The 20286-nt window shown below is 43.8% G+C and carries 17 protein-coding genes; 5 read left to right on the forward strand and 12 right to left on the reverse strand.

Going from position 1 to position 20286, the window contains the following annotated elements:
• Positions 1–108 precede the first annotated feature (108 nt).
• From RAH45_RS05790 to ilvA, 6 genes are all read right to left on the reverse strand, one after another.
• Positions 109–885 (reverse strand): YdcF family protein, encoded by a 777-nt coding sequence (locus RAH45_RS05790; RefSeq protein WP_198327826.1) that lies wholly within the window; start codon positions 883–885, stop codon positions 109–111.
• On the reverse strand, positions 875–2023 hold the full coding sequence (gene murB / locus RAH45_RS05795) for a UDP-N-acetylmuramate dehydrogenase (RefSeq protein ID WP_102077559.1): 1149 nt from the start codon (positions 2021–2023) through the stop codon (positions 875–877). Before murB ends, RAH45_RS05790 begins: the two co-directional genes overlap by 11 nt.
• A gap of 143 nt (positions 2024–2166) precedes the next feature.
• Positions 2167–2664, reverse strand: a complete 498-nt coding sequence (locus RAH45_RS05800; protein ID WP_102077558.1) for a low molecular weight protein-tyrosine-phosphatase — start codon at positions 2662–2664, stop codon at positions 2167–2169.
• A gap of 191 nt (positions 2665–2855) precedes the next feature.
• On the reverse strand, positions 2856–3296 hold the full coding sequence (locus RAH45_RS05805) for an Hsp15 family ribosome-associated heat shock protein (protein WP_306495798.1): 441 nt from the start codon (positions 3294–3296) through the stop codon (positions 2856–2858).
• Positions 3297–3413: 117 nt separating this feature from the next.
• On the reverse strand, positions 3414–4064 hold the full coding sequence (locus RAH45_RS05810) for an FMN-binding negative transcriptional regulator (protein ID WP_198327825.1): 651 nt from the start codon (positions 4062–4064) through the stop codon (positions 3414–3416).
• Between the two features lie 90 nt (positions 4065–4154).
• Positions 4155–5708, reverse strand: coding sequence for a threonine ammonia-lyase, biosynthetic (ilvA, locus tag RAH45_RS05815; RefSeq protein ID WP_068405198.1), 1554 nt, complete (start codon positions 5706–5708; stop codon positions 4155–4157).
• A 360-nt stretch (positions 5709–6068) separates the two neighbouring features.
• On the opposite strand from ilvA, the gene rpiA reads away from it, so the two are divergent.
• A complete protein-coding gene (rpiA, locus tag RAH45_RS05820) occupies positions 6069–6728 on the forward strand; it encodes a ribose-5-phosphate isomerase RpiA (RefSeq protein ID WP_068405199.1) in 660 nt (219 codons plus the stop codon).
• Between the two features lie 160 nt (positions 6729–6888).
• Here rpiA and argF read toward each other — a convergent pair whose 3' ends face one another.
• From argF to dnaB, 3 genes are all read right to left on the reverse strand, one after another.
• Positions 6889–7812 carry an ornithine carbamoyltransferase gene (argF, locus tag RAH45_RS05825; RefSeq protein ID WP_144296248.1) on the reverse strand — a complete coding sequence of 308 codons (924 nt, stop codon included), beginning with the start codon at positions 7810–7812 and terminating at the stop codon, positions 6889–6891.
• A 207-nt stretch (positions 7813–8019) separates the two neighbouring features.
• Positions 8020–9144 carry an alanine racemase gene (gene alr / locus RAH45_RS05830; protein ID WP_306495799.1) on the reverse strand — a complete coding sequence of 375 codons (1125 nt, stop codon included), beginning with the start codon at positions 9142–9144 and terminating at the stop codon, positions 8020–8022.
• A 188-nt stretch (positions 9145–9332) separates the two neighbouring features.
• Entirely contained in the window at positions 9333–10736 is a 1404-nt protein-coding gene (gene dnaB, locus RAH45_RS05835; RefSeq protein WP_068405205.1) for a replicative DNA helicase, read from the reverse strand.
• A 359-nt stretch (positions 10737–11095) separates the two neighbouring features.
• Here dnaB and pdxA point away from each other — a divergent pair, with 359 nt between their 5' ends.
• Complete coding sequence (gene pdxA / locus RAH45_RS05840) at positions 11096–12193, forward strand: 4-hydroxythreonine-4-phosphate dehydrogenase PdxA (RefSeq protein ID WP_289051432.1); 1098 nt, start codon at positions 11096–11098, stop codon at positions 12191–12193.
• Positions 12194–12377: 184 nt separating this feature from the next.
• Here pdxA and RAH45_RS05845 read toward each other — a convergent pair whose 3' ends face one another.
• The gene (locus tag RAH45_RS05845; RefSeq protein ID WP_193031479.1) at positions 12378–12671 is read right to left on the reverse strand and encodes a hypothetical protein; all 294 of its coding nucleotides are present in this window, start codon (positions 12669–12671) and stop codon (positions 12378–12380) included.
• A 258-nt stretch (positions 12672–12929) separates the two neighbouring features.
• Between RAH45_RS05845 and RAH45_RS05850 the strand changes: the two genes are divergently transcribed.
• The 3 genes from RAH45_RS05850 to RAH45_RS05860 all read left to right on the forward strand — a co-directional run bounded on the left by RAH45_RS05850 (position 12930) and on the right by RAH45_RS05860 (position 15402).
• On the forward strand, positions 12930–13202 hold the full coding sequence (locus RAH45_RS05850) for a hypothetical protein (RefSeq protein ID WP_193032304.1): 273 nt from the start codon (positions 12930–12932) through the stop codon (positions 13200–13202).
• 434 nt (positions 13203–13636) lie between these two features.
• Positions 13637–14500 carry a 16S rRNA (adenine(1518)-N(6)/adenine(1519)-N(6))-dimethyltransferase RsmA gene (rsmA, locus tag RAH45_RS05855; protein ID WP_193032303.1) on the forward strand — a complete coding sequence of 288 codons (864 nt, stop codon included), beginning with the start codon at positions 13637–13639 and terminating at the stop codon, positions 14498–14500.
• Positions 14501–14544: 44 nt separating this feature from the next.
• Positions 14545–15402 (forward strand): symmetrical bis(5'-nucleosyl)-tetraphosphatase, encoded by an 858-nt coding sequence (locus tag RAH45_RS05860; RefSeq protein ID WP_193032302.1) that lies wholly within the window; start codon positions 14545–14547, stop codon positions 15400–15402.
• Positions 15403–15588: 186 nt separating this feature from the next.
• Here RAH45_RS05860 and RAH45_RS05865 read toward each other — a convergent pair whose 3' ends face one another.
• Both RAH45_RS05865 and RAH45_RS05870 read right to left on the reverse strand, forming a co-directional pair.
• Positions 15589–18030, reverse strand: a complete 2442-nt coding sequence (locus RAH45_RS05865) for a site-specific recombinase (protein ID WP_068405215.1) — start codon at positions 18028–18030, stop codon at positions 15589–15591.
• A 406-nt stretch (positions 18031–18436) separates the two neighbouring features.
• The gene (locus RAH45_RS05870; RefSeq protein ID WP_102076337.1) at positions 18437–20221 is read right to left on the reverse strand and encodes an acyl-CoA dehydrogenase C-terminal domain-containing protein; all 1785 of its coding nucleotides are present in this window, start codon (positions 20219–20221) and stop codon (positions 18437–18439) included.
• Between the last annotated feature and the right edge of the window lie 65 nt (positions 20222–20286).

The raw sequence follows: 20286 nt of genomic DNA on the forward strand, positions 1-20286 counted from the left end.
ATAAATATTCTATAAAGTTCAAAAATAAGACAGTGGATAATGGGGCAATAATAGGTACCTAATGATATTAAAACTAAAACTAAAATTAAGACAGTAAATGTCAGCTGGCTATTGCTCAGTAGGTTTTTTAGCGACATTACCCCTTGGTGTTAATAGTTGCTGCGAGGTCACATCATTTGCTTGGCGACAGTTTGCTTGCGGACGAATGACATCACGTAAGTAAGCGGCAACTTCATAAACGGCCCGCCGCGAATGGCTTAAGTTTTGCGCTGGTTCCATCCAATCACGCCGCACCGGTAAGGGCGCGTTAATTGGCGTACTATTAATGCCATTTAAAGCAAACTGTCTGCGCGCGCGCGCCATGTGATAGCTGTCGGTGATAAGGTACACATGATACAGAGGAATGCGCTTGGCAGTAAAACGCGCATTTTCACAGGTATTCATACTGGCATTTTCGCTGATAAGCCCGTCAATACCGTGTTCAATAAGCCATTGACCAAGCCAAGGCGCTTCGGCGCCGCTCAGGACGATAGGTAGCGGCAAGTCATGATAAGCGGTTGCTGCTGTACGGGCGCGATTAAGGCTATAACTATTGAGAATAGTTTGATTGTTATTGTCATTGGTCAAGCCGCCGCCCAACACCACATAAGCGGTCGGCGGAGAACTCATGGCGGCAGGTTGCATCTTTGGTAAGGGTAAATGTGCTAAGAGATAAACCACCGCTTGCGAAAATAGCGGGGTAAACAAACTGATAAGAACGAGAATAACGGCCGTTGAGCCAAGCAAAAAAGTGGCATTAATAATACGAAACAGCTTTATCATACGCTCAGCTGAACGTAAATAAGAGCGCCATAAGCGCTTGGACCATGATCGCTTAGACCACATGCTCATCAAATCCAATAGAGCCGTCAGCATTTACCCAAACCGGCTCGCGCGCCAATTCAATCGCAAACTTCTCATGGACAATGTCAGCGATATGCTGCTGCGCTTTTGCCACATCCGCTTGCGCCGCTTGATATGGGCTGTGATTAGTCAACACTAACGCTTGCTGCTGATGGGTGAGTATTGGCGCTAAACCATGCCCCTTTAGACCAGCCTGTTCAATTAACCAGCCAGCTGCCACCTTAACCATGGCATCGGGCGTTGGATAGCCAACGATGGTAGGATGGATGGCTTTTAGCGCTATAAATTGCGCTTGAGAAATAATAGGATTTTGAAAAAAGCTGCCGCAATTGGGTAGCTGCTTAGGGTCGGGCAGCTTCTGCTGGCGAATATCTATAATCGCTTGCATGACATCAGCAGGATTGGGCTGGCTGCGTCCTCGCTGCTCGGCATAGCGCTGCGCGACCGTCTGCACATCGCCGTAGCTGGCAAGGATTTTGCTGGGATCGGTATGCAGACGAAAACCAACGCGCGTAATCAGCCAAGTATTGGGCGTACGCTTAAAGAGGCTGTCGCGGTAGCCAAACTCGCAGTCTGCTGCTGTTAGCTGATGCCAAGTTTGGGTTGGGAGATGATAGGCACGCACGTACTCTAGACAGTCTTCTAACTGCACACCGTAAGCGCCGATATTTTGTACCGGCGCTGCGCCAGTCAAACCCGGTATCAGTGCCAAATTTTCTAGGCCATACCAACCTTGAGCAACCGTATGCATGACCAAGTCGTGCCAATTTTCACCAGCCATCACTTCGATATCGACATAACTGTCTGTCTGCGCTGTCACGCTAATACCGCGCATCTGTGGTCGTAAGACAATCGCATTTAGCTGTGCGGGCAATAAAACGTTACTGCCGCCTGAAAGAACGAATAACGGCTTAGTAGGTGCTGCCTCTTTTTCATAATTTGCCATAAAGGCATCAAGCTGTGCCTCATCCGTTAGTGGGACGACCACATCCGCTACAGATGCTAATGCCATGGTATTGCTATGCGACAAATCGACTAAATTATCCTGCGATATATTCACTGCAAGATGGGTTGATGTCGCAGGTTGAGCACAGAAATCATGGCGTAAAGCTGAGGTCATAACATAGCCTATAGGGCAAATAAACAAAAAATCATGCGGTGTTTATTATAAAGGATGAGCGGCATAAAAGTAGCAGAAATATAACACTTTATCGCTAACTATTATTAAGTGTGGTTAAACATTTAGCGCTAAGAACTATTAAACTAAGCAGTTTTCCAACTTTCAATCCAAGCTTGTGAACTGGATTCAATACGTTCAATTACTTCTTCGAAAGCATCGGCGTCCCCTTGATAAGGGTCTGGTACATCGTCGCCGCCGTAAGTTGGGTCTTCTTCACTAAATAATGCCAGTTTGGCAAGCTTGCCATCTGTATCGCTGATACTGTCTTTTATGGCTTGTAGGTCAGCTAAGTTTTGCGCATCCATCGCCAAAATCAAATCAAACTTACGAAAATCATCAGCGCTCACTTGACGCGCGACCAGCTTATTGATGTTGTAACCATGGGCTTTGGCGTGGCGCTGTGCCCGCTCATCTGGCGCATGACCAATATGCCAGTCTCCCGTACCTGCTGAATCCACTTTCATCGCCAGCCCTGCAATCGCTGCTTGCTGGCGGAAAATCTCTTCGGCAGTCGGTGAACGGCAAATATTCCCCAAACAAACCACTAGAACAGAGGAAGGAGTAGACGCTTTGATTGGCATATAAAGACCTTTTATCACAACAAAAAAACATGCCATCAAGACCAGCATGATAATGCGGTTGCTTAGCATGTTATCGAATAAATGAATTGGTGGTTAGCGTAACGGTTAATACCTTGAATGGCAAGAGTAGAGGTAAACAATAGGGTCACGCTAGGCAATAAATAACAGAATACTGCTGTTACTGGCAGCCTTTATTCTTGCTTGTTTTTAAAGCGTTGTAAATCACGACGCTCTTTTTTATTGGGTTTATTATCAGGGCGGGCAAGATTGGCCAGTTTGCGCTGTTCGGCATAGTAGGCGCGGCGCTCTTCGCTTTCCTCAGTTTCAGAATACAGCGCTTGGGCGGCAGTTGCATTACCACGTTGGGCACTTAGCGCTTCGACAATCACGGTTTTTTCAGTCATGGCGGTGGCTGAGCCTTGGCGAATACTGAGTTCATCTCCGACCGTAATCTCTTTACTGGTTTTGACACGGCTCCCTGCATAATGGACGCGACCGCTTTCGATGGCTTCTTTGGCAAGAGTGCGGGTGCGATAAAAACGCGCAGCCCATAACCATTTATCAAGACGCATACGTACCGTATCTGGCTGGCTATGGCTTAGCTGATTGTGGTTTTTGTTATGTTTACTCATCAAAACCTCATAAATATCAATAAACTAAGATAATAATGGTGGTTTTTTTGGGAATTAAAAGAGTGATAAGTGATTAAAGTTTTTCAAAATGGGTTTTTATGGTGAATAAGTAAAAAATTAGCCTTTATTCTGATGTGTAACTTTAATAGCCATTTCTTTAGCGTCATTTGTACGTAAATTCTCTAAGCCGTTTATCACCCCTGTGATGTTTTCTACAGTTTTATTTTGGCTTAATTTAAATTGGGCTTGTATCGAATTAATAGACAATCTAAAGCCAATAATACCGCGACACATGGCATCAATATAAGCAGCTGGTGCGTCATCTAACGACCAAGGATTATCGTTTATTACTTCTTGTTGCGCGGTCATGCTAGCTAATATCCATTTAAGGGTATCAGTGTCTTCAAGCAGCTCAATTTTAGATTGAATATGGATGCTTTGATAGTTCCATGTCGGCACTTCTTTATGAGTTTTGGCTTTGCTAGGATACCAGTTAGGGCTGATGTAGTGTCCAGAATCTTGAAAGATAATTAACCATGAGCTGTCTGCTAAAGCCTGTTGGTAAATAGGGTTTTTGCGACCAAAATGACCATAAAGGTAGCCGTATTGAAAATTGATGTTCGTATCATCTTTATACCAAAATAACGGTAGATGGCAGGCTTCCATACCATCATTGGTTTGGGCAATCAAAGTTGCTAACGGATTAACGGCGATAAATTTAATAATATTGTCAAAATTGTCTTCGGCAAAAATAGTAGGGATATGCATCGCGTTCTCAATATTAGTAAGCGGCCAATCCTATTGGGGTAGGCCGCTTAAAATATGCTGTTATTGTTTTTGCTAAAACTATATCTAAAATTACTTTAAAAATAACTGATAGCCGATATTGTCATTGAGCATGGTGCAGTCATAACCAATATCAAGAAGCGCGTCTTGTAGCTGGCGAGAGTTGCCCTCAGAAGCTTGTAAGCCAACCAATACGCGACCTTCAGCGGCACCGTGGTTGCGATAATGGAATAAGGTAATATTAAAGTCATCGCCCAATTTTTCTAAAAAGGTCAATAAAGCGCCCGGACGTTCTGGGAATACTACGCTTAATAATTGCTCATTTTCGACATGGGCATGACCGCCAATCAAATGACGAATATGAGATTTGGCGATGTCATCATCGGTTAAATCATGCGCTTCATAGCCATCGGCTGCCAATTGGTTGCTAATCGTTTGACGCTCTTTCTCACCTTCTTTTAAGGCGATACCGACAAAAATAGACGCAGGTTCCATAGAGTCGGGTGATTTTTTGCTATCGGCACGATAGTTAAACTCGGTGATATTACGGCCATGTAGGCTGCGGCAAAAGTTTAAAAACGCGCCGGTTTGCTCAGGAATCGTTACGCCAAAGATGGCTTCTTTTTTCTCACCAATCTCCGTACGCTCGGCGATATAGCGCAAGCGGTCAAAGTTCATGTTGGCACCGCAGATGATACCAACGCAGTTTTTGCCTTGCAAATTGTTGGCTTCGATATATTTTTTCATGCCTGCAACGGACAAAGCACCAGCAGGCTCAACGATACTACGGTTTTCTTCAAAGATATCTTTCACCGCCGCGCAGACTTCATCATTGGTACAAGTGACCACGTCAGTCTCGACTAAAGGACCTGACGCATCGCCCTTTTGCATACGCACGATATCAAAAGGCAGCTCGCCAATTTGAGCAACGGCGACACCATCGACAAACAGTCCGACTTGTTTGAGTTTAACCCGTTCATTCGCTTCAAGCGCCGCCTTAAGAGATGCTGATTGTTCTGCTTCGACCGCAATAACTTTGACATGCGGCGCCACCTCACCCAAAAATGCTGCCACGCCAGAAATCAAACCACCACCGCCCACAGCAACAAAGACATAATCCATGTTGCGCCATTGCTGGGTCAATTCCAGGCCAATAGTGCCTTGTCCTGCAATCACCAATTCATCATCATAAGGCGGGATAAAGGTTAAACCTTCTGTCTCAGCACGATTAATTGCATAACGGTTGGCTTCATCAAAGCTGTCGCCATGCAAATCGACATTACCGCCAAGCGCGCGTACGGCATCGACTTTGATATCCGGTGTGGTGGTTGGCATCACGATAATGTTATTTAAGTCAAGCTTACGAGCAGAGTAGGCAACGCCTTGTGCATGATTACCTGCCGAAGCACAAATGACGCCACGCGCTTTTTGCGCATCGCTCAATTGGCTAATACGGTTATACGCACCGCGCAATTTAAAGGATTTAACCGGTTGCAAATCTTCGCGCTTAAATCGAATATCATTAGCAAAACGTTGGGTCAGCTTCGGTGCAGCTTCAAGTGGCGTTTGAATGGCGACGTCATAGACGGTGGCTTGCAAGATGGCTCGTACCCAATGTGACAGCATAATGATTCCTAAACAAAGAGAAGATGAATAAAAGAAGTGCAAATGGTTATAAATTGGTATTCGATAATAAACAGCAATAAACCAGTAAAGATAAGCACAAAAACGAAATAGATTAGCCTATGCTGATTTTCACTATCTTGCAAGACACAATTGCAAATTTCGTCGAGAGTTTTTAAAGGTTAAATGCTCATTTATAAATACATTAAAGTAAGTATGCGTAATGAGAGGGTTCAATGAGTATTTAGAATAGGTTTTACGCTAACATCGCCTAAAGCCATCGGTTATAATAAGCCCGCCTTTTATTTCTTTTATCATTTTAGCTCTTTTAGAGTAAGACGTTTATTTTTCCAAGGATTTATGATGAGTGATCAGCAAGCACAAAAGCAAGCCGCAGCCAAAGCTGCCCTTCGCTATATCGAAGATGATATGATACTTGGCGTGGGGACAGGCAGTACGGTAAATTGTTTGATTGAGTTATTGCCGACGTTAAGGCTTGCTGGGGCGGTTGCAAGCTCACAGGTCACCGAAGATAAACTACGCGCCTTGGGTATCGACATCGTCGATTTAAACTTTGCCGGTCAGCTTGATGTTTATATCGATGGCGCTGATGAGGTAAATGAACATTTGCAATTGATTAAAGGTGGCGGCGGCGCGCTCACACGTGAAAAAATCGTCGCTGCGGCTTCCAACAAGTTTGTCTGTATGGTTGATGAAAGCAAAAGTGTGCAATGCTTGGGGCGCGAATTTCCCGTACCGATAGAAGTGCTGCCACAAGCGCGCTCGTATGTAGCAAGGCAATTAGCGCGTTTGGGCGGTGAGCCAGTATATCGTGAAGATTTTGTCACCGATTATGGCAATGTGATTTTAGACACCTATGATTTGGATGTCAGTAATCCGTTGGCGTTTGAACAAGAGTTAAACAATATCGTTGGCGTGGTCTGTAATGGTATCTTTGCCGCCAATCAAGCCGATGTGTTGCTTAGAGCGGGCAGTGATGGCGTGACCACTTTGACGCGTTAATGCATTATTGACAGAATTTAATGCTACAACTTATCGCTAAATAAAGTCATAAACAATAAAAAGGCAGCGCATATTCAATATGCGCTGCCTTTTTCGTATCTGTTCATCTGCTGCTTGCTGGTTTAGCAAAATATCACGATATGTTTTTAACAACCTATTTTTAGGCAGGTAGCTTAATTTTGTCTTTTAATAAAAACTCCATCAAGGCTTTTTGCGCATGTAAGCGGTTTTCCGCTTCGTCCCAGACCACTGAGCGCGGGTCATCGAGCATATCGTGGGAGATTTCTTCGCCGCGATGCGCAGGTAAGCAATGCATAAATACCACTTCGGGGTCAGCTTTATCAAGCAGTGATGGCGTAACTTGATAGGGCGCAAAACGGCGTGCGCGAGTATTTTGCTCAGACTCTTGTCCCATACTCGCCCAGACATCGGTGACGATTAAGTTTGAATCTTTTGCTGCATCTTGCACATCTTCGACCAAGCTCACGCAATGTGAGAAGCGCTCCATCAGCTCAGGGTCAGGCTCAAATCCATAAGGGGCAGCAACACGCAGCTCAAAGCCAAACTGATTGGCCGCTTGCATGTAGGAGGCGCACATATTGTTGCCATCGCCAACCCAAGTGACGATTTTGTTTTCGATACTGCCGCGATGCTCATAATACGTTTGCATATCAGCAAGCAGCTGGCAGGGATGAAATTCGTCAGTCAGGGCGTTAATGATAGGCACACTAGAGTATTCGGCAAAGGTTTCAACTTTTTCGTGCCCAAAGGTACGAATCATAATGATATCGACCATGCTTGAGATAACACGCGCCGAATCTTCTAGCGGCTCACCGCGCCCAAGCTGCGTGTCGTTTGGCGATAAAAAGATAGCGCTGCCGCCAAACTGTCCCATGCCCGTCTCAAATGAGATACGCGTACGGGTGGATGATTTCTCAAATATCATGCCAAGCGTGCGCCCAACAAACGGCTGATAGATCTCGCCGGCATGTTGCATTTTGCGCAATTCACAAGCGCGTTTGATGAGGTTTTCTAGTTCTTGTTTGGTTAAATCAGATAGGGTCAAAAAATGGCGCAAACTCATAGTAATCCTAGCAGTCGATCACAATCGATAAAAAATCGATAAAAATGTTACGTTGTCAGTCAGTAATCATATCGCGTCAGTGCGTATACTGTGGTGACAACAAACTTTTAGTATAGCGCAATTGGGCTTAATGTAAATGTTCAATTTGCCATGATTTGGCGCTGTCTCTTTTATCTGGCAAACTGTCATGATGTTCATATCTAACGATTAGGATTCTGTTATGTTTCGAGTTGGGCGCGCGCTTAGGCGGCATAGCAGCTCATAGCTAATGGTTTCAGCATTGGCGGCGACTTCATCGACATGCGGCGCATCACCCCACAGTAATACTTTACTATTTAACGCCACGCTGTTTGGCACAGCGCTGACGTCAATGACAATCATATCCATGGCTACGCGTCCGATGACCGCACATGGGTAGCTTTGGTTGTTGGTATCGTCAATAACAGAAACATAGGCATCAGCACTCACCACGCGTGGATAGCCGTCACCATAACCGATGCTGACCAAAGCCGTTCTGGTATCTTTCCTAGCAGTCCAGCGGCTGCCATAACCAATGCCGTCACCTGCGTTGACTGTTTGTAGCGCGATGATTTGGGCGCTAAATTCCATTGCTGGCTGTAAGTCCAAATCACGCGCACTTTTATCAGTGACAGGCGTACTACCGTAAAGCATGATGCCCGGACGTACCCAATCGTGATGATGCTCGGGAAAATTGACGATACCTGCTGAGTTGCACAATGAGCCTTTTATATCGCTGCTCACCGTTTCTCGTAAAGTCTGTAGCATGTCGTTAAAGCGCTGGATTTGAATGGCATTTAGAGGATGAGCGCGGTCGTCAGCATTGGCAAAGTGAGTGGTTAAAATCAGCTGAAAACCTGCTTTATGCAAACGTTTGGCTGCTGGAAGCAGCGTTTGGTCATTAAAGCCTAGGCGGTTCATGCCAGTATTATATTTTAGCCAAACCACTCTAGTGGCGCTGCTAATAGGCGGCGTATTTTCTAATGCCCAGTTTAGTTGTGGTTCATGATGAATCACGCAGCTGATATCATGCTCTATCGCTAGCTGCCATTCCTCGGCGGTAAATGCGCCTTCGATGAGACCAATGGTTTTATCCCAACCTAATTGACGGGCTTGTAAAGCTTCCATTAAAGTAGCAACGCCGATACCATCAGCCTGTTGCTCACCTTGTTTCAATGCTGGTAGAACTGCAGCGACGCCATGACCATAAGCATTAGCCTTGACCATAGCAAGAACTTTAGCCGTCGGTGCCAGTTTTTTAACTTGCGCCACATTATGAGTAATGGCGGCTGGTTTGATTGTGATAGTGCGCATAATTGCCTTCTTTATTGACAAAGTTATTTTTATTAGTAAAACGGTTTTATCAACCAAATAGTGTGTTTAGTAATGTGTTGAAGCAATAAAGCCAGTGCGTCATCAATTTGGCTGATGACGCACTGGCTAGTTTTATTCATAGTCGCTTTAAAGTTAAAGCTTGTTATATATATCGTTTAGTCAGCCGTTTACTCGTCATTCTCAAAGCTGACGTTTTGATAGTATTCTGGTGTCAGGTTAATAAAGCGGGTAAATTGCCCTTCAAAGCCTAAGCGGACGGTGCCGATAGGGCCGTTACGCTGTTTACCGATGATGATTTCAGCCACGCCTTTGTGGTCTGAGTTTTCATTATAAACCTCATCGCGATAAATAAACATAATCAAATCGGCATCCTGCTCAATCGCACCCGACTCACGCAAATCCGACATAATAGGACGCTTATTAGGACGGTTTTCTAGACTGCGGTTAAGCTGCGACAGCGCAATAACCGGACATTCAAGCTCACGAGCCAAAGCTTTTAAACTACGAGAAATCTCGGAGATTTCGCCCACGCGGTTGCCGTCAAGACTGGGTACTTTCATCAGCTGTAGGTAATCGACAACGATAGCGCCAAGTTTACCATCGTGGTTTTTGGCGATACGGCGACAGCGTGAGCGCAGCTCAGAGGGCGGCAGGGCCGTGCTGTCATCGATATATAAATGTTTAGATTGCAAATGCTGAATGGCGTTCATCATTTTTGCCCATTCATCTTCGTTCATTTGCCCAGACCGCAAGTGCGTCTGATTAATCGCGCCCCACGATGACAGCAAACGCATGACGATGGACTCCGCTGGCATTTCCATCGAAAATACCACAACGGGCAAATCTTCATTAAACAAAACGCCTTCCGCCAAGTTCATAGCAAAGGTGGTTTTACCCATAGACGGACGCGCCGCTACAATGATTAAATCGCCGGCTTGTAAGCCTTGGGTTTTGTTGTTTAGCTCGACGAATGGCGTTTGTAAACCAATCATGCCGTCAGGATTAGACTTTAGCTCTTGAATTTTATCAATGACATTGGTCAATACCGAGGTAATACCAACGGGGCCGCGTTGTTCTGCGCGTTTATTATGTTGCTCATTAATACTAAATATTTTTGCCTCAACATTGTCTAAGATATCGCTGACCGTTTGGTCTTTAGGATTATAGGCAAGGGTCAACATGTCATTGCCAGTGGTAATCAGTTGGCGTAAGGTCGATAGCTCGCGCACGCGCTGTGCATAAGCAGTGAGATTAAACAAAGTGGCAGGACTTTGGCTTAAAATATCGGCCAAGTAGCTGTCGCCGCCGGCACCTTTAAGCAGTTTCTGTGCTTCCAACCAATCATGCACCATGACCGTATCGTAAGGCTCATTGACCGCTGCCAAATGCGCAATCGCATCAAAAATGTACTGGTGACGCCCTGCATAGAAGTCGTCTTTGGTAACGATATCTGCAATCTTATCGTATGCCTCTTCGATACTCATCAAAGACGCCAGCAAGGCCTTTTCAATATCGATATTGTGCGGCGGTGTCTGATTGAGTAAGTCGTCGGTTTTTTCGTTGTCTGCCATGGGTGCCTAATGTCTTAAAAGTCAGTTTCAAAATTCGGTATAAAATTAATTATATAAGAGTATAAATAGCTATTTGCTATCAGTATTTATTTTAGGAGTGATACCGTCAAGCAAGCGCGACATACCTCTACGAGAGAAGTACCAAAACGTGGTCTCAGCGCTTGCTGGTAAATGCTACAATGAAAGGCGAAAGTTTAACACATTCTAGCGTTTTTTCGGCTGCTATCAGTAATTATCTATAAAAATGCCATCTGCTATGATATAAAATTTGCGATGTCTTAGACCCTCTTAAACGCTCGTTTTCATAATAATAAATCCAATAAAAACACATTCTTAATATCAAACTAGGATATTTTACTATGCAAAAAAGACGACCATTATTAATCACAACCGGTGAGCCTGCTGGCATTGGTATGGATGTCGTGCTGCTATTAGCAGCTGAGGGCAAATTGCAGGATTTTAAGCGTCCAATCTGGGTTACTGCTGATAGCGCCGCAATGCAAAAGCGCGCTAATATGCTGGTAACAGCAGGCGTGCTCCAAAGCTGTCCGCTTTGGCAAACTGTTGATTTAAACATCGCAGCCGATGACTTTTTAGAGCAGATATCACAGCAAACTATTGATGATAATAATAATGACAATCAAGCTTTTATCCTGCTGAATACCCCTTGTGCTGAACCCGTTGTCTGCGGAAAAATTAATACTCGCAATTCGGCAATGGTTGCCAAGCAATTGGACATCGCCCATCAGTTAGCGACTAATAAAACAGTCGCTGCCATCGTCACAGGGCCATTGCAAAAATCTGCCTTAATAGATGCTGATATTAAACTGCTCGATGGCACCATGTTCAGCGGTCATACCGAGTTTTTTATGCAGCAAAGTGGCTGTGAGAAAGTCGTGATGATGCTCGCCAATCAAGCCATGAAAGTGGCGCTTGTTACCACGCATTTGGCATTAAAAGACATACCTGCGGCTATCACTGCTGACAATGTACGCCAAACGATACAAATTGTCATTGACGATATGCGCGAGAAGTTTGGCTTAACGCAGCCACGTATTTTGGTTTGCGGTCTCAATCCACATGCAGGTGAGGGCGGGCATTTGGGCGTTGAAGAGATTGAGATTATCAATCCCGTATTGCGTGAGTTTATCGACGTAGGCGTCGATATATCAGAAGCAATGCCAGCCGATACCTTATTTACCCCAAGACATTTAGCCAACTGTGACGCGGTCATTGCGATGTATCATGACCAAGGTTTGCCGGTGCTCAAATCGCACGGCTTTGGCGATACAGTCAATCTTACCTTGGGGTTGCCGTATATTCGTACCTCAGTTGATCACGGTACGGCGCTTGATTTAGCAGGGCGCGGCGGCGCAAGTGCGACCAGCTTATACCAAGCACTCCTGATGGCTAATGAGATGGCAGATAAATCGCTTATTGATAGATCTCTTGCATAAGTCGGTACCTTAGCGGCATTTGTCACGCAGTACTGGGTAACTTTGTTGTGAATAACGGCTATTTATGAATCATCAAACACGGTTTAATAAAAGTGGTTCCGTTATACCAGTCTGTTTTAAGTGGTCTGATAATAGGTTTAGAGGGTAAAATAACTGGTTGCCTTGGGGTATAGTCTAACCAAACCTATTGAAATAGCTCATCTAGTTTTACGACAGCATCATCATATTCTTTGCCTGGATCTAGAAATGCTGTTTTAAATGAATAGTAATCTGCCAAAAACTCCAATGAGCATCCGCCTAAAGATTTTGCTTTTTCCATAAGCTTCATTCTAGAATCAAAAGGTATATACCATGAGTCATCTTCTAATAAGCAATTAACTAACATATCAACATCGAAGCACTCTTCTACTGCTTTATTAAATTTACTGAAAACATCTCTCCATGCCCCCATATCTGCATCTACTTTTGCTTCAGACATTTTCCTAATTTGTGTACTAATGCTACAGATATTCACTTATACCTCTACTTAACTTCCAGAAATTAAATATTCAAATATATCTAGAATATAGCTTAAAGCACCCCCAAACATAAGCTACGATAGAGAGATTACAGAAGCTAACTTAGTAATTTTTAATCAATGACCTCATAGGCATTAAGATTATATCTAAAATCTGCTGTTCGATGCCTGTATAGCGCACCGAACTTACTTTGAACCACTTTTGAGGAAGATAACATTATGGAATCATTGGAGAAAATGCTTTTTAGTATTATGGCAATCGTTTTCTGCTTAAGTCTATCCGCTTGTAACTACGGTATTTTTGATTGGAATAATCAAAATCTCGATAAAAGAAAAGATTATAAGAATCGGAGTAGTTGTACTACTGACCAACAAAGTGTTGCGAGGGTACAATTACAAGATAGCTATAACAAAGCAATTGATCAGGATATTTTTGAAAAATGTACTACTAATTCTAACTATAGGTTTAAATCCGATCCTAAGTATAAGTAGTAGAATTAAGAAGCCCGCCATCACGGCAAACCCAATTATTCCTATAAAAGATATCTAGAAAATTTGATCATGATGATTATTTTTAAGATTAAAAATCTAACGTTCTGTACACTACAAAGTACACTGGAATTATTTTAATAGCTCAACCTACAAACATATATAGCCTAAATCCAAAGATTCGAGTCCTCACTAGGGTACCATGCTTATTCTCATAATCGTCGTTATAATAAACGATTTTAGAACAAAAAAAGCAATGTGTCGGTTGTGATAAGGTATGGGTAGTTTATTAATAAAATGTCTCAAGAATACAGTGTAATTATGAGCTGTGCTATAATTTGGTATTACAAAGCCAGCAAATAAAAGCGCATATAAATCCAGCACATTGCTGCCATAGCGCTATAGCCAATTTATCTTTTATCGATTAAGACCTTTTTATGTCCAAAACTACGTTTGATGCTCAATCTATTTCTAACAGCCTACGCGCTGCCAAACACCAACCGCGTAAGCGTTTTGGTCAAAACTTCTTGCACGATGGCAGTGTCATCCGCCAAATTGTTGACAGCATTCGCCTAGAGCGTGACGATAATTTAATTGAGATTGGACCCGGTATGGGCGCGCTAACAGAGCCGCTATTAGCAGAAGTCGATGCGATGACCGTGGTCGAGCTGGATCGTGACTTGGCAGATAGTTTGCGCATTCGTATTGGGGCTAATAGCCATCCAAACTTTACTATTATTAAAGACAATGCCATGCATGTTGATTATCGTGAGCTGTATAGCCCTGAGCGCGGCAAGCTGCGCGTCGTAGGTAATCTGCCTTATAATATTTCTACGCCGATACTCTTTCATTTGCTCAGTTATGCTGATGTCATTCAAGACATGCATTTTATGCTGCAAAAAGAAGTGGTTGAGCGTATCACCGCTGAAGTTGGCAGCAAAACCTATGGTCGTCTATCGGTCATCATGCAATATCATTGCGATACCGATTATTTATTGACCGTACCGCGCGGCGCCTTTAATCCGCCGCCAAAAGTCACCAGTGCGGTTTTTCGCTTGACGCCGCATATCAATAAACCAATCGTGGCAGAAGATGAGGAATATTTCGCACTTGTGGTACGTGAGACCTTTAACCATCGCCGTAAGACACTACGCGCTATTTTTAAAAATTCCACGTTATTGCCGACGCTGAGCGAAGCCGATTTCGCCGCTTGCGACATCGATCCACAAGCGCGTCCGGAAGTGTTAAGTGTGAAAGATTTTGTCAATTTAAGCAATCAAGCGCGTCACTTAGCCTCTTAATTTATTAGACGCTTAATTTATCAAACAAAAATGATAGAGGGTTTATGAGTTTTCGCCATCAATATGTCATCGGTGATTTGCAAGGTTGCTATGCGGCCTACCTGCAATTACTTGAAACTTTAGATTTTGACCCAGCGCAAGATAAGTTATGGTTTGCCGGCGACTTGGTGGCACGTGGTGAAGATTCGTTAAGCACCCTACGTCATGTCAAAGCGCTATGTGAACAAGGGGCTGCGGCAACGGTATTGGGTAATCACGATATCAATTTAATTGCGGTTTGGCGCGGGGCAACAGCGCTCAAGAAAAAAGACAAAACTGCGCCTATCTTTGCTGCCGATGATTGCGATGAATTGTTAGAATGGCTACGCCATCAGCCACTACTGGCTTATCCTGATGAGCAGACGGTATTGGTACATGCGGGTATCCCACCGCATTGGACGATTAAGGCGGCGGCGAAATATGCACAGCAGTTAGAGGCCCAACTAAAAGGCAGCTTAGAACAGCTTGATCGCTTATTGCCGAATCTATATAGCAAAACTGCCGATGAGTGGCATGCAGACATTCATGGCTATACCAAAATGCGAGCAATTGCTAATTATTTCACCCGTATGCGCTTATGCAAACAAGATGGCACGCTCGAATTTGATTTTTCAGCAGGATTAGATGAGCCCATGCCAAAAGATTTTTTGCCTTGGTTTGAATGGCAAGTACCACGTGCACGCAAGATTTTATTTGGTCATTGGGCGGCGCTTAAAGCTGAGGTTGATTTACCGTATGCGCGTGCGCTTGATGGTGGCTGTGTTTGGGGTAATCATCTATTTGCTTATCGCTTGGGCGACGGCAAAGCCATCACCTCAAACACTCACTGTATAGCACCAACAGAAGAGCCAACAGAACAATAGTCATGCCACTTTATATGCTATAGTGAGTGAAAAGTAATATCGATATATCAGCAATACCGTAGCGTTTTTAGGTTATTTTGACTATATTGTCTGAGATAAAATCTGTAAAAAAATAATTTATCATTTAATTCGTAAATTAAACAAACCGTTAGTTAAGCTGCTATTTAAGCCACCAATACCGTCCCCTTAACTGGGTAGGTTTGGTGGTTTTTTTGGTTTAGGCAAGGGCGTTTTGGCATCGCCAGCAGCTTTACTATCAGGATTGCTGTCGTCGTCTTTATACGACTTATCGTATTGGATGTCATTACTATAAGGGACGCTATTTAGCTCCTCATCTATTAGTCCATCATCGAGGTCGATCGTTTTTTTGGCGCTTACTGGCTTAGTAGTACTGTGCGTTTCTCGACTTTTCAGCGCCGCGTCAGCATGACTATCCGATATGTTATTATCATAATCTATATCAGTAATGGCCTGCTCATTTTGCATGCTTTTTTGCTTAGATTTGGGCAGAATTTTGACGTCAGATAAACGGCGTACCACATAGTTATGCGGTATGGTCTGTCCGCCTTTATGAGCATTGGTATCATCAAAAATCATATGACCTTGGCTATCGATACGAGCGTATTTCATAGGTTTGTCACGTGGCCAAAAAAAGTCGGACGGGTGGGTCAGCATATGACTAAAAAGCTGCTTGGTTAAACGGCTCCATTCCATAAACTTGACTTCTTTAGAGCGCAGGGCGACAAACAATGCCAGCGAGAAACTGACCATGAGGTTGACCATACCGATAAGGGCAACGCCCAAAATAGAGATGAAAAAAACCGTCCAATCCCATTGATTGGCAGGTATGTGAAATAACCCATGCGCCAGATTCGCCGAGGCAAAAGCGATATGACGTATGTCAATCGGTAAGCCAAATATAAAGCCTATGGTAGCCGTGCTGCCTAAGAATACTCCGAATAAAAAGTTGCCCATAATGGCGCCGAGATTGGCTTCGATAAAGCCGCCTAAACGCTGAAGCCAAGCTTTGGGTAATAAGTATTGCAAAAGCTTATGACGCTGAATACGGGCGCCGATTTGGTTATAAACCGCCAAATTATCATAGTAACCCGCGATAAGACCGGCTAAAAATAAATACACGCCAGCGATAGCCGCATGAGGAAGTGCTAGTGAGTGAAAAGGGTCAAGGTCATGCAATAAGTGTGCGGCCTTGTCAGTATTGATCATCGGAGTACCAGTATACTGTAACCACGCAAACGAGATAATCAGGGCAACAGGTATGGCTAACATGACGTTACCCATAATCGCAACAAACTGGGTACGTAAAATATCGACCACCAGCTCTGATAACTTGTTTAATTGGTGCGATTTCTTACCAGAACCGTCAGAGATGGTAGAGGCGATTGCCGCTGCTGTCATAGCCGGCTGTTTGGTAGCGACCGTACCGTGGACGATGTGAATAAATACAAAGCCTAAACCATAAATCATACTATTGATAAAGGCGCGTCCCATCGGAGCCAGCGCCAGATGGTACGCCAATATCTTAGTAGTCGCCATAAAAGCAATGATAAAGCCACCGATGGAAGCTTTTTTAAACATCTTTTGATAGCCAGCTTTGTCGGTACTAATATAATGCTCTCCGACGCGGCTGGCGTTTTCGGTGACTTTGCGCGATAGCAGCTTGGTATTATTATCAATCAAATAACCAATACTATAGCGGCGACTGGCACTCGTAATCAGCGCTTGAATAAGCTCAATAATAGCCTGATCACGCTTATCGTAGTTGTCTGCTACCAGCTCAGTTAAAATACGCATCCGTTGTAGGCTTTGATCCAAGCGCAGCATCATGTTGGTTAGGCGGATTGAGATACCAGTTTTATAGATACGTTTACGGATAGTGGCAACGATATCTTCACATTGCTCAATCATCACTAGTAATGGCGCAGGATCGACCGCTTTGTCAGGGATAATATCGGTCAGAGTGTCGAGCTCATGCGCTTCTCGGTATTGATTGACGTAGAGGACAGCTTCTTGATTTTGTGCCACAAATGACGCCGAGTAATTGAGCATTTGCGGATAAAATTCCATCAAATCTGGATGCAAGCCGATGCCGCTAATCCGATACGATAAAATGATAATCGCGTTCAAGATACTGTTTTTTGCCGTTGCGACCAAGTTTAAATGCTGCTCATTGACCTTGAGTAGGCCGACCATCTCATCCCATTTGTCTTTGTCAATATTGGCAAGCCAGCGCTCATCCGAGCGTCTGTCAAATAAATAACCGACCAATTCTATAACGGAATCTTCTTGTGGCAGCAGGGGTAAAAAACGATGACCGATAAGGCGGCGCAGACTATTAAAAAAGCCTTGATCTGACATGATGCCCGTATCGGTATATAACGCAATTTGGCGATATTCAATGATGAGTTTTAAAACGAAGCTTGACAGTCCATCGGCGTATTCTGGATGCTGACGTAAAATATCAATCAAATCTTGCATCTTTTGATTGGCTAATGCCGGCTCTTTGTCGCTGACACGTAGCTCATCGATTAAGCGCTTGAGTACCGCAGGATCTGGCACATCACTTAAGGCAGTAATCTGTTGTAAAATGTGTTTTATTTCTGACACATTGCATCCCTTATGGTAGTTATTTCAATCATTGTTATTATTGAGTATGGGCAAGGAGATATTTCTTTTAGCAAATGCTGTGTTTATCAATATTGCAATAAGTGAGGGGAGTTTTTGAGTGTTAATTTTTAGCGTACCAATGCATCACTTTACTGTTTAAAACTAAAAAACCCTTATTAAAGTTAATACGCTTAGCTCTGCGTTATTTTAATCGTAACCATCTCTCGGCGCTTAATTATTTTGTTAGCAGTTATTCTGACCTTGACTATGCTGATTTCTCTTCTTTCTTTAATTCGTCTAATTTCTTTAATGGCTGCCACAATATTTTGGCAAAAAAAGGGACAGTAGCGTGACTGTCCCTTTTATCGTTGTACGGTATGGCTTACTTTATTATAAAAGTAAACAATTAGCTAGCAGGTACATCAAAGTAACTAAGATCAAAGTTCATCATTGGATCACTGCCAGCTTTTACCATCTGCGCGTGAGCGTCGATACGTGGCAAGATACGACCGACGAAATAATCGGCAAGCTTGGCTTTATTGGTGTAGAACTCACCTTCTTTACCATTCGCAGCTTCGACCATGAGTGCAAACATATACGAGTAGGCAAGGTAGCCAAACGCATGCATGTAATCAACGGCACAGCCATTAATTTCACTCTTACGTGCGCCAATATTGCTAAGTACCGTGGTGGTTAACTCTTCAATCGTATCAGCAGCGTTTAGCGTTGCTTGCTTGATACCATGATCCGCTTGCATATTATTGACAAAGTCACGAATCTCACCTAAGAAATGGATGACATATTTGCCGTTATTTTTTGCCACTTTACGGCCTAGTAAATCAAGCGCTTGGATACCATTGGTGCCTTCATAAATCTGCGCAATACGGGTATCACGGACGATTTGCTCCATACCCCATTCGCGGATATAGCCGTGACCACCAAATACTTGCTGACAATCAATAGTGGCTTCTAACGCTTTGTCGGTCAAGAAAGCTTTAGCAACTGGCGTCAGTAAGGCAACGCGTGCAGCGGCTGCTTGAGCGGCTTCAGGATCGGTACTAAATTTCTCTTGGTCTAGGTTTTTGGCGACGTACATCGCAAAACAACGTGACGCTTCGGTGTTGGCTTTGGCATTTAACAGCATACGGCGTACATCGGCATGATAAATGATGGCGTCAGCAGGTTTCTCTGGGCTTTGAATTTGGGTATCGCTACGGCCTTGACCACGGTCATTGGCATATAGCGCCGCATTTTGATAAGCAAGCTCAGAACCACCAAGACCTTGTAGACCCATGGTCACACGCTCATAGTTCATCATGATGAACATTGAAGACAGACCGGTGTTTTCTGCGCCAACCATCCAGCCTTTGGCATTATCAAAGTTCATCACGCAAGTCGCTGAGGCTTTGATACCCATTTTATGCTCGATAGAGCCAACTGCCAAGGTGTTGCGCTCGCCCAAGCTGCCATCTTCATTAACCAAGAATTTTGGTACCACAAACAGCGAAATACCCTTTGAGCCTTCTGGCGCATTCGGGGTTTTTGCCAACACCAAATGAATGATATTTTCTGTGAGGTCATGCTCACCGCCGGTGATAAAGATTTTGGTACCAGAGATGTTATAGCTACCATCATCGTTTGGTACTGCTTTGGTTTTGATAATACCTAAGTCAGTACCAGCATGCGGCTCAGTCAAGCACATAGTACCCGACCATTCACCGTTGTACATTTTCTCTAAGTAAGTTTGCTTTTGCTCTTCAGACGCCGCCGCATTTAAGCAAAGCGTTGCGCCTACGGTTAGGTTTGGATATAGAGCAAATGCTTGGTTGGCGGTAAATACCATCTCTTCGGTCAACATAGTGACCATTTTTGGGAAACCTTGACCGCCGTATTCAGAATTACCACTTAAGCCAACCCAACCTGATTCGGCATACTGCTTATAGGCGTCTTTGAAGCCAGTAGGGGTGGTGACAACGCCATTACCTTCAAAGGTTGCGCCTTCTTCATCGCCACTACGGTTGATAGGTAATAAGACGTTTTTTGACAGTTTTGCCATTTCTTCCAAAATCATATCGACAGTTTCCATATCGACATGAGCAAGGTTTTCGTTGTTTTGCCAAAATTCAGGCGCCTTAAATACGTCGTTTAGGATAAAGCGCATGTCGTTAAGAGGGGCATTATAAACAGCCATAAACATTCCTTTGGTTTAAATAAATAAAAGTGAGTAGGGCAAAGCGTTCAATTTTCTTGTGAGTG

Origin of the sequence: Psychrobacter sp. van23A, assembly GCF_030845275.1 — a bacterium.
In the GTDB taxonomy this organism is placed as follows: Bacteria; Pseudomonadota; Gammaproteobacteria; order Pseudomonadales; family Moraxellaceae; genus Psychrobacter; species Psychrobacter faecalis.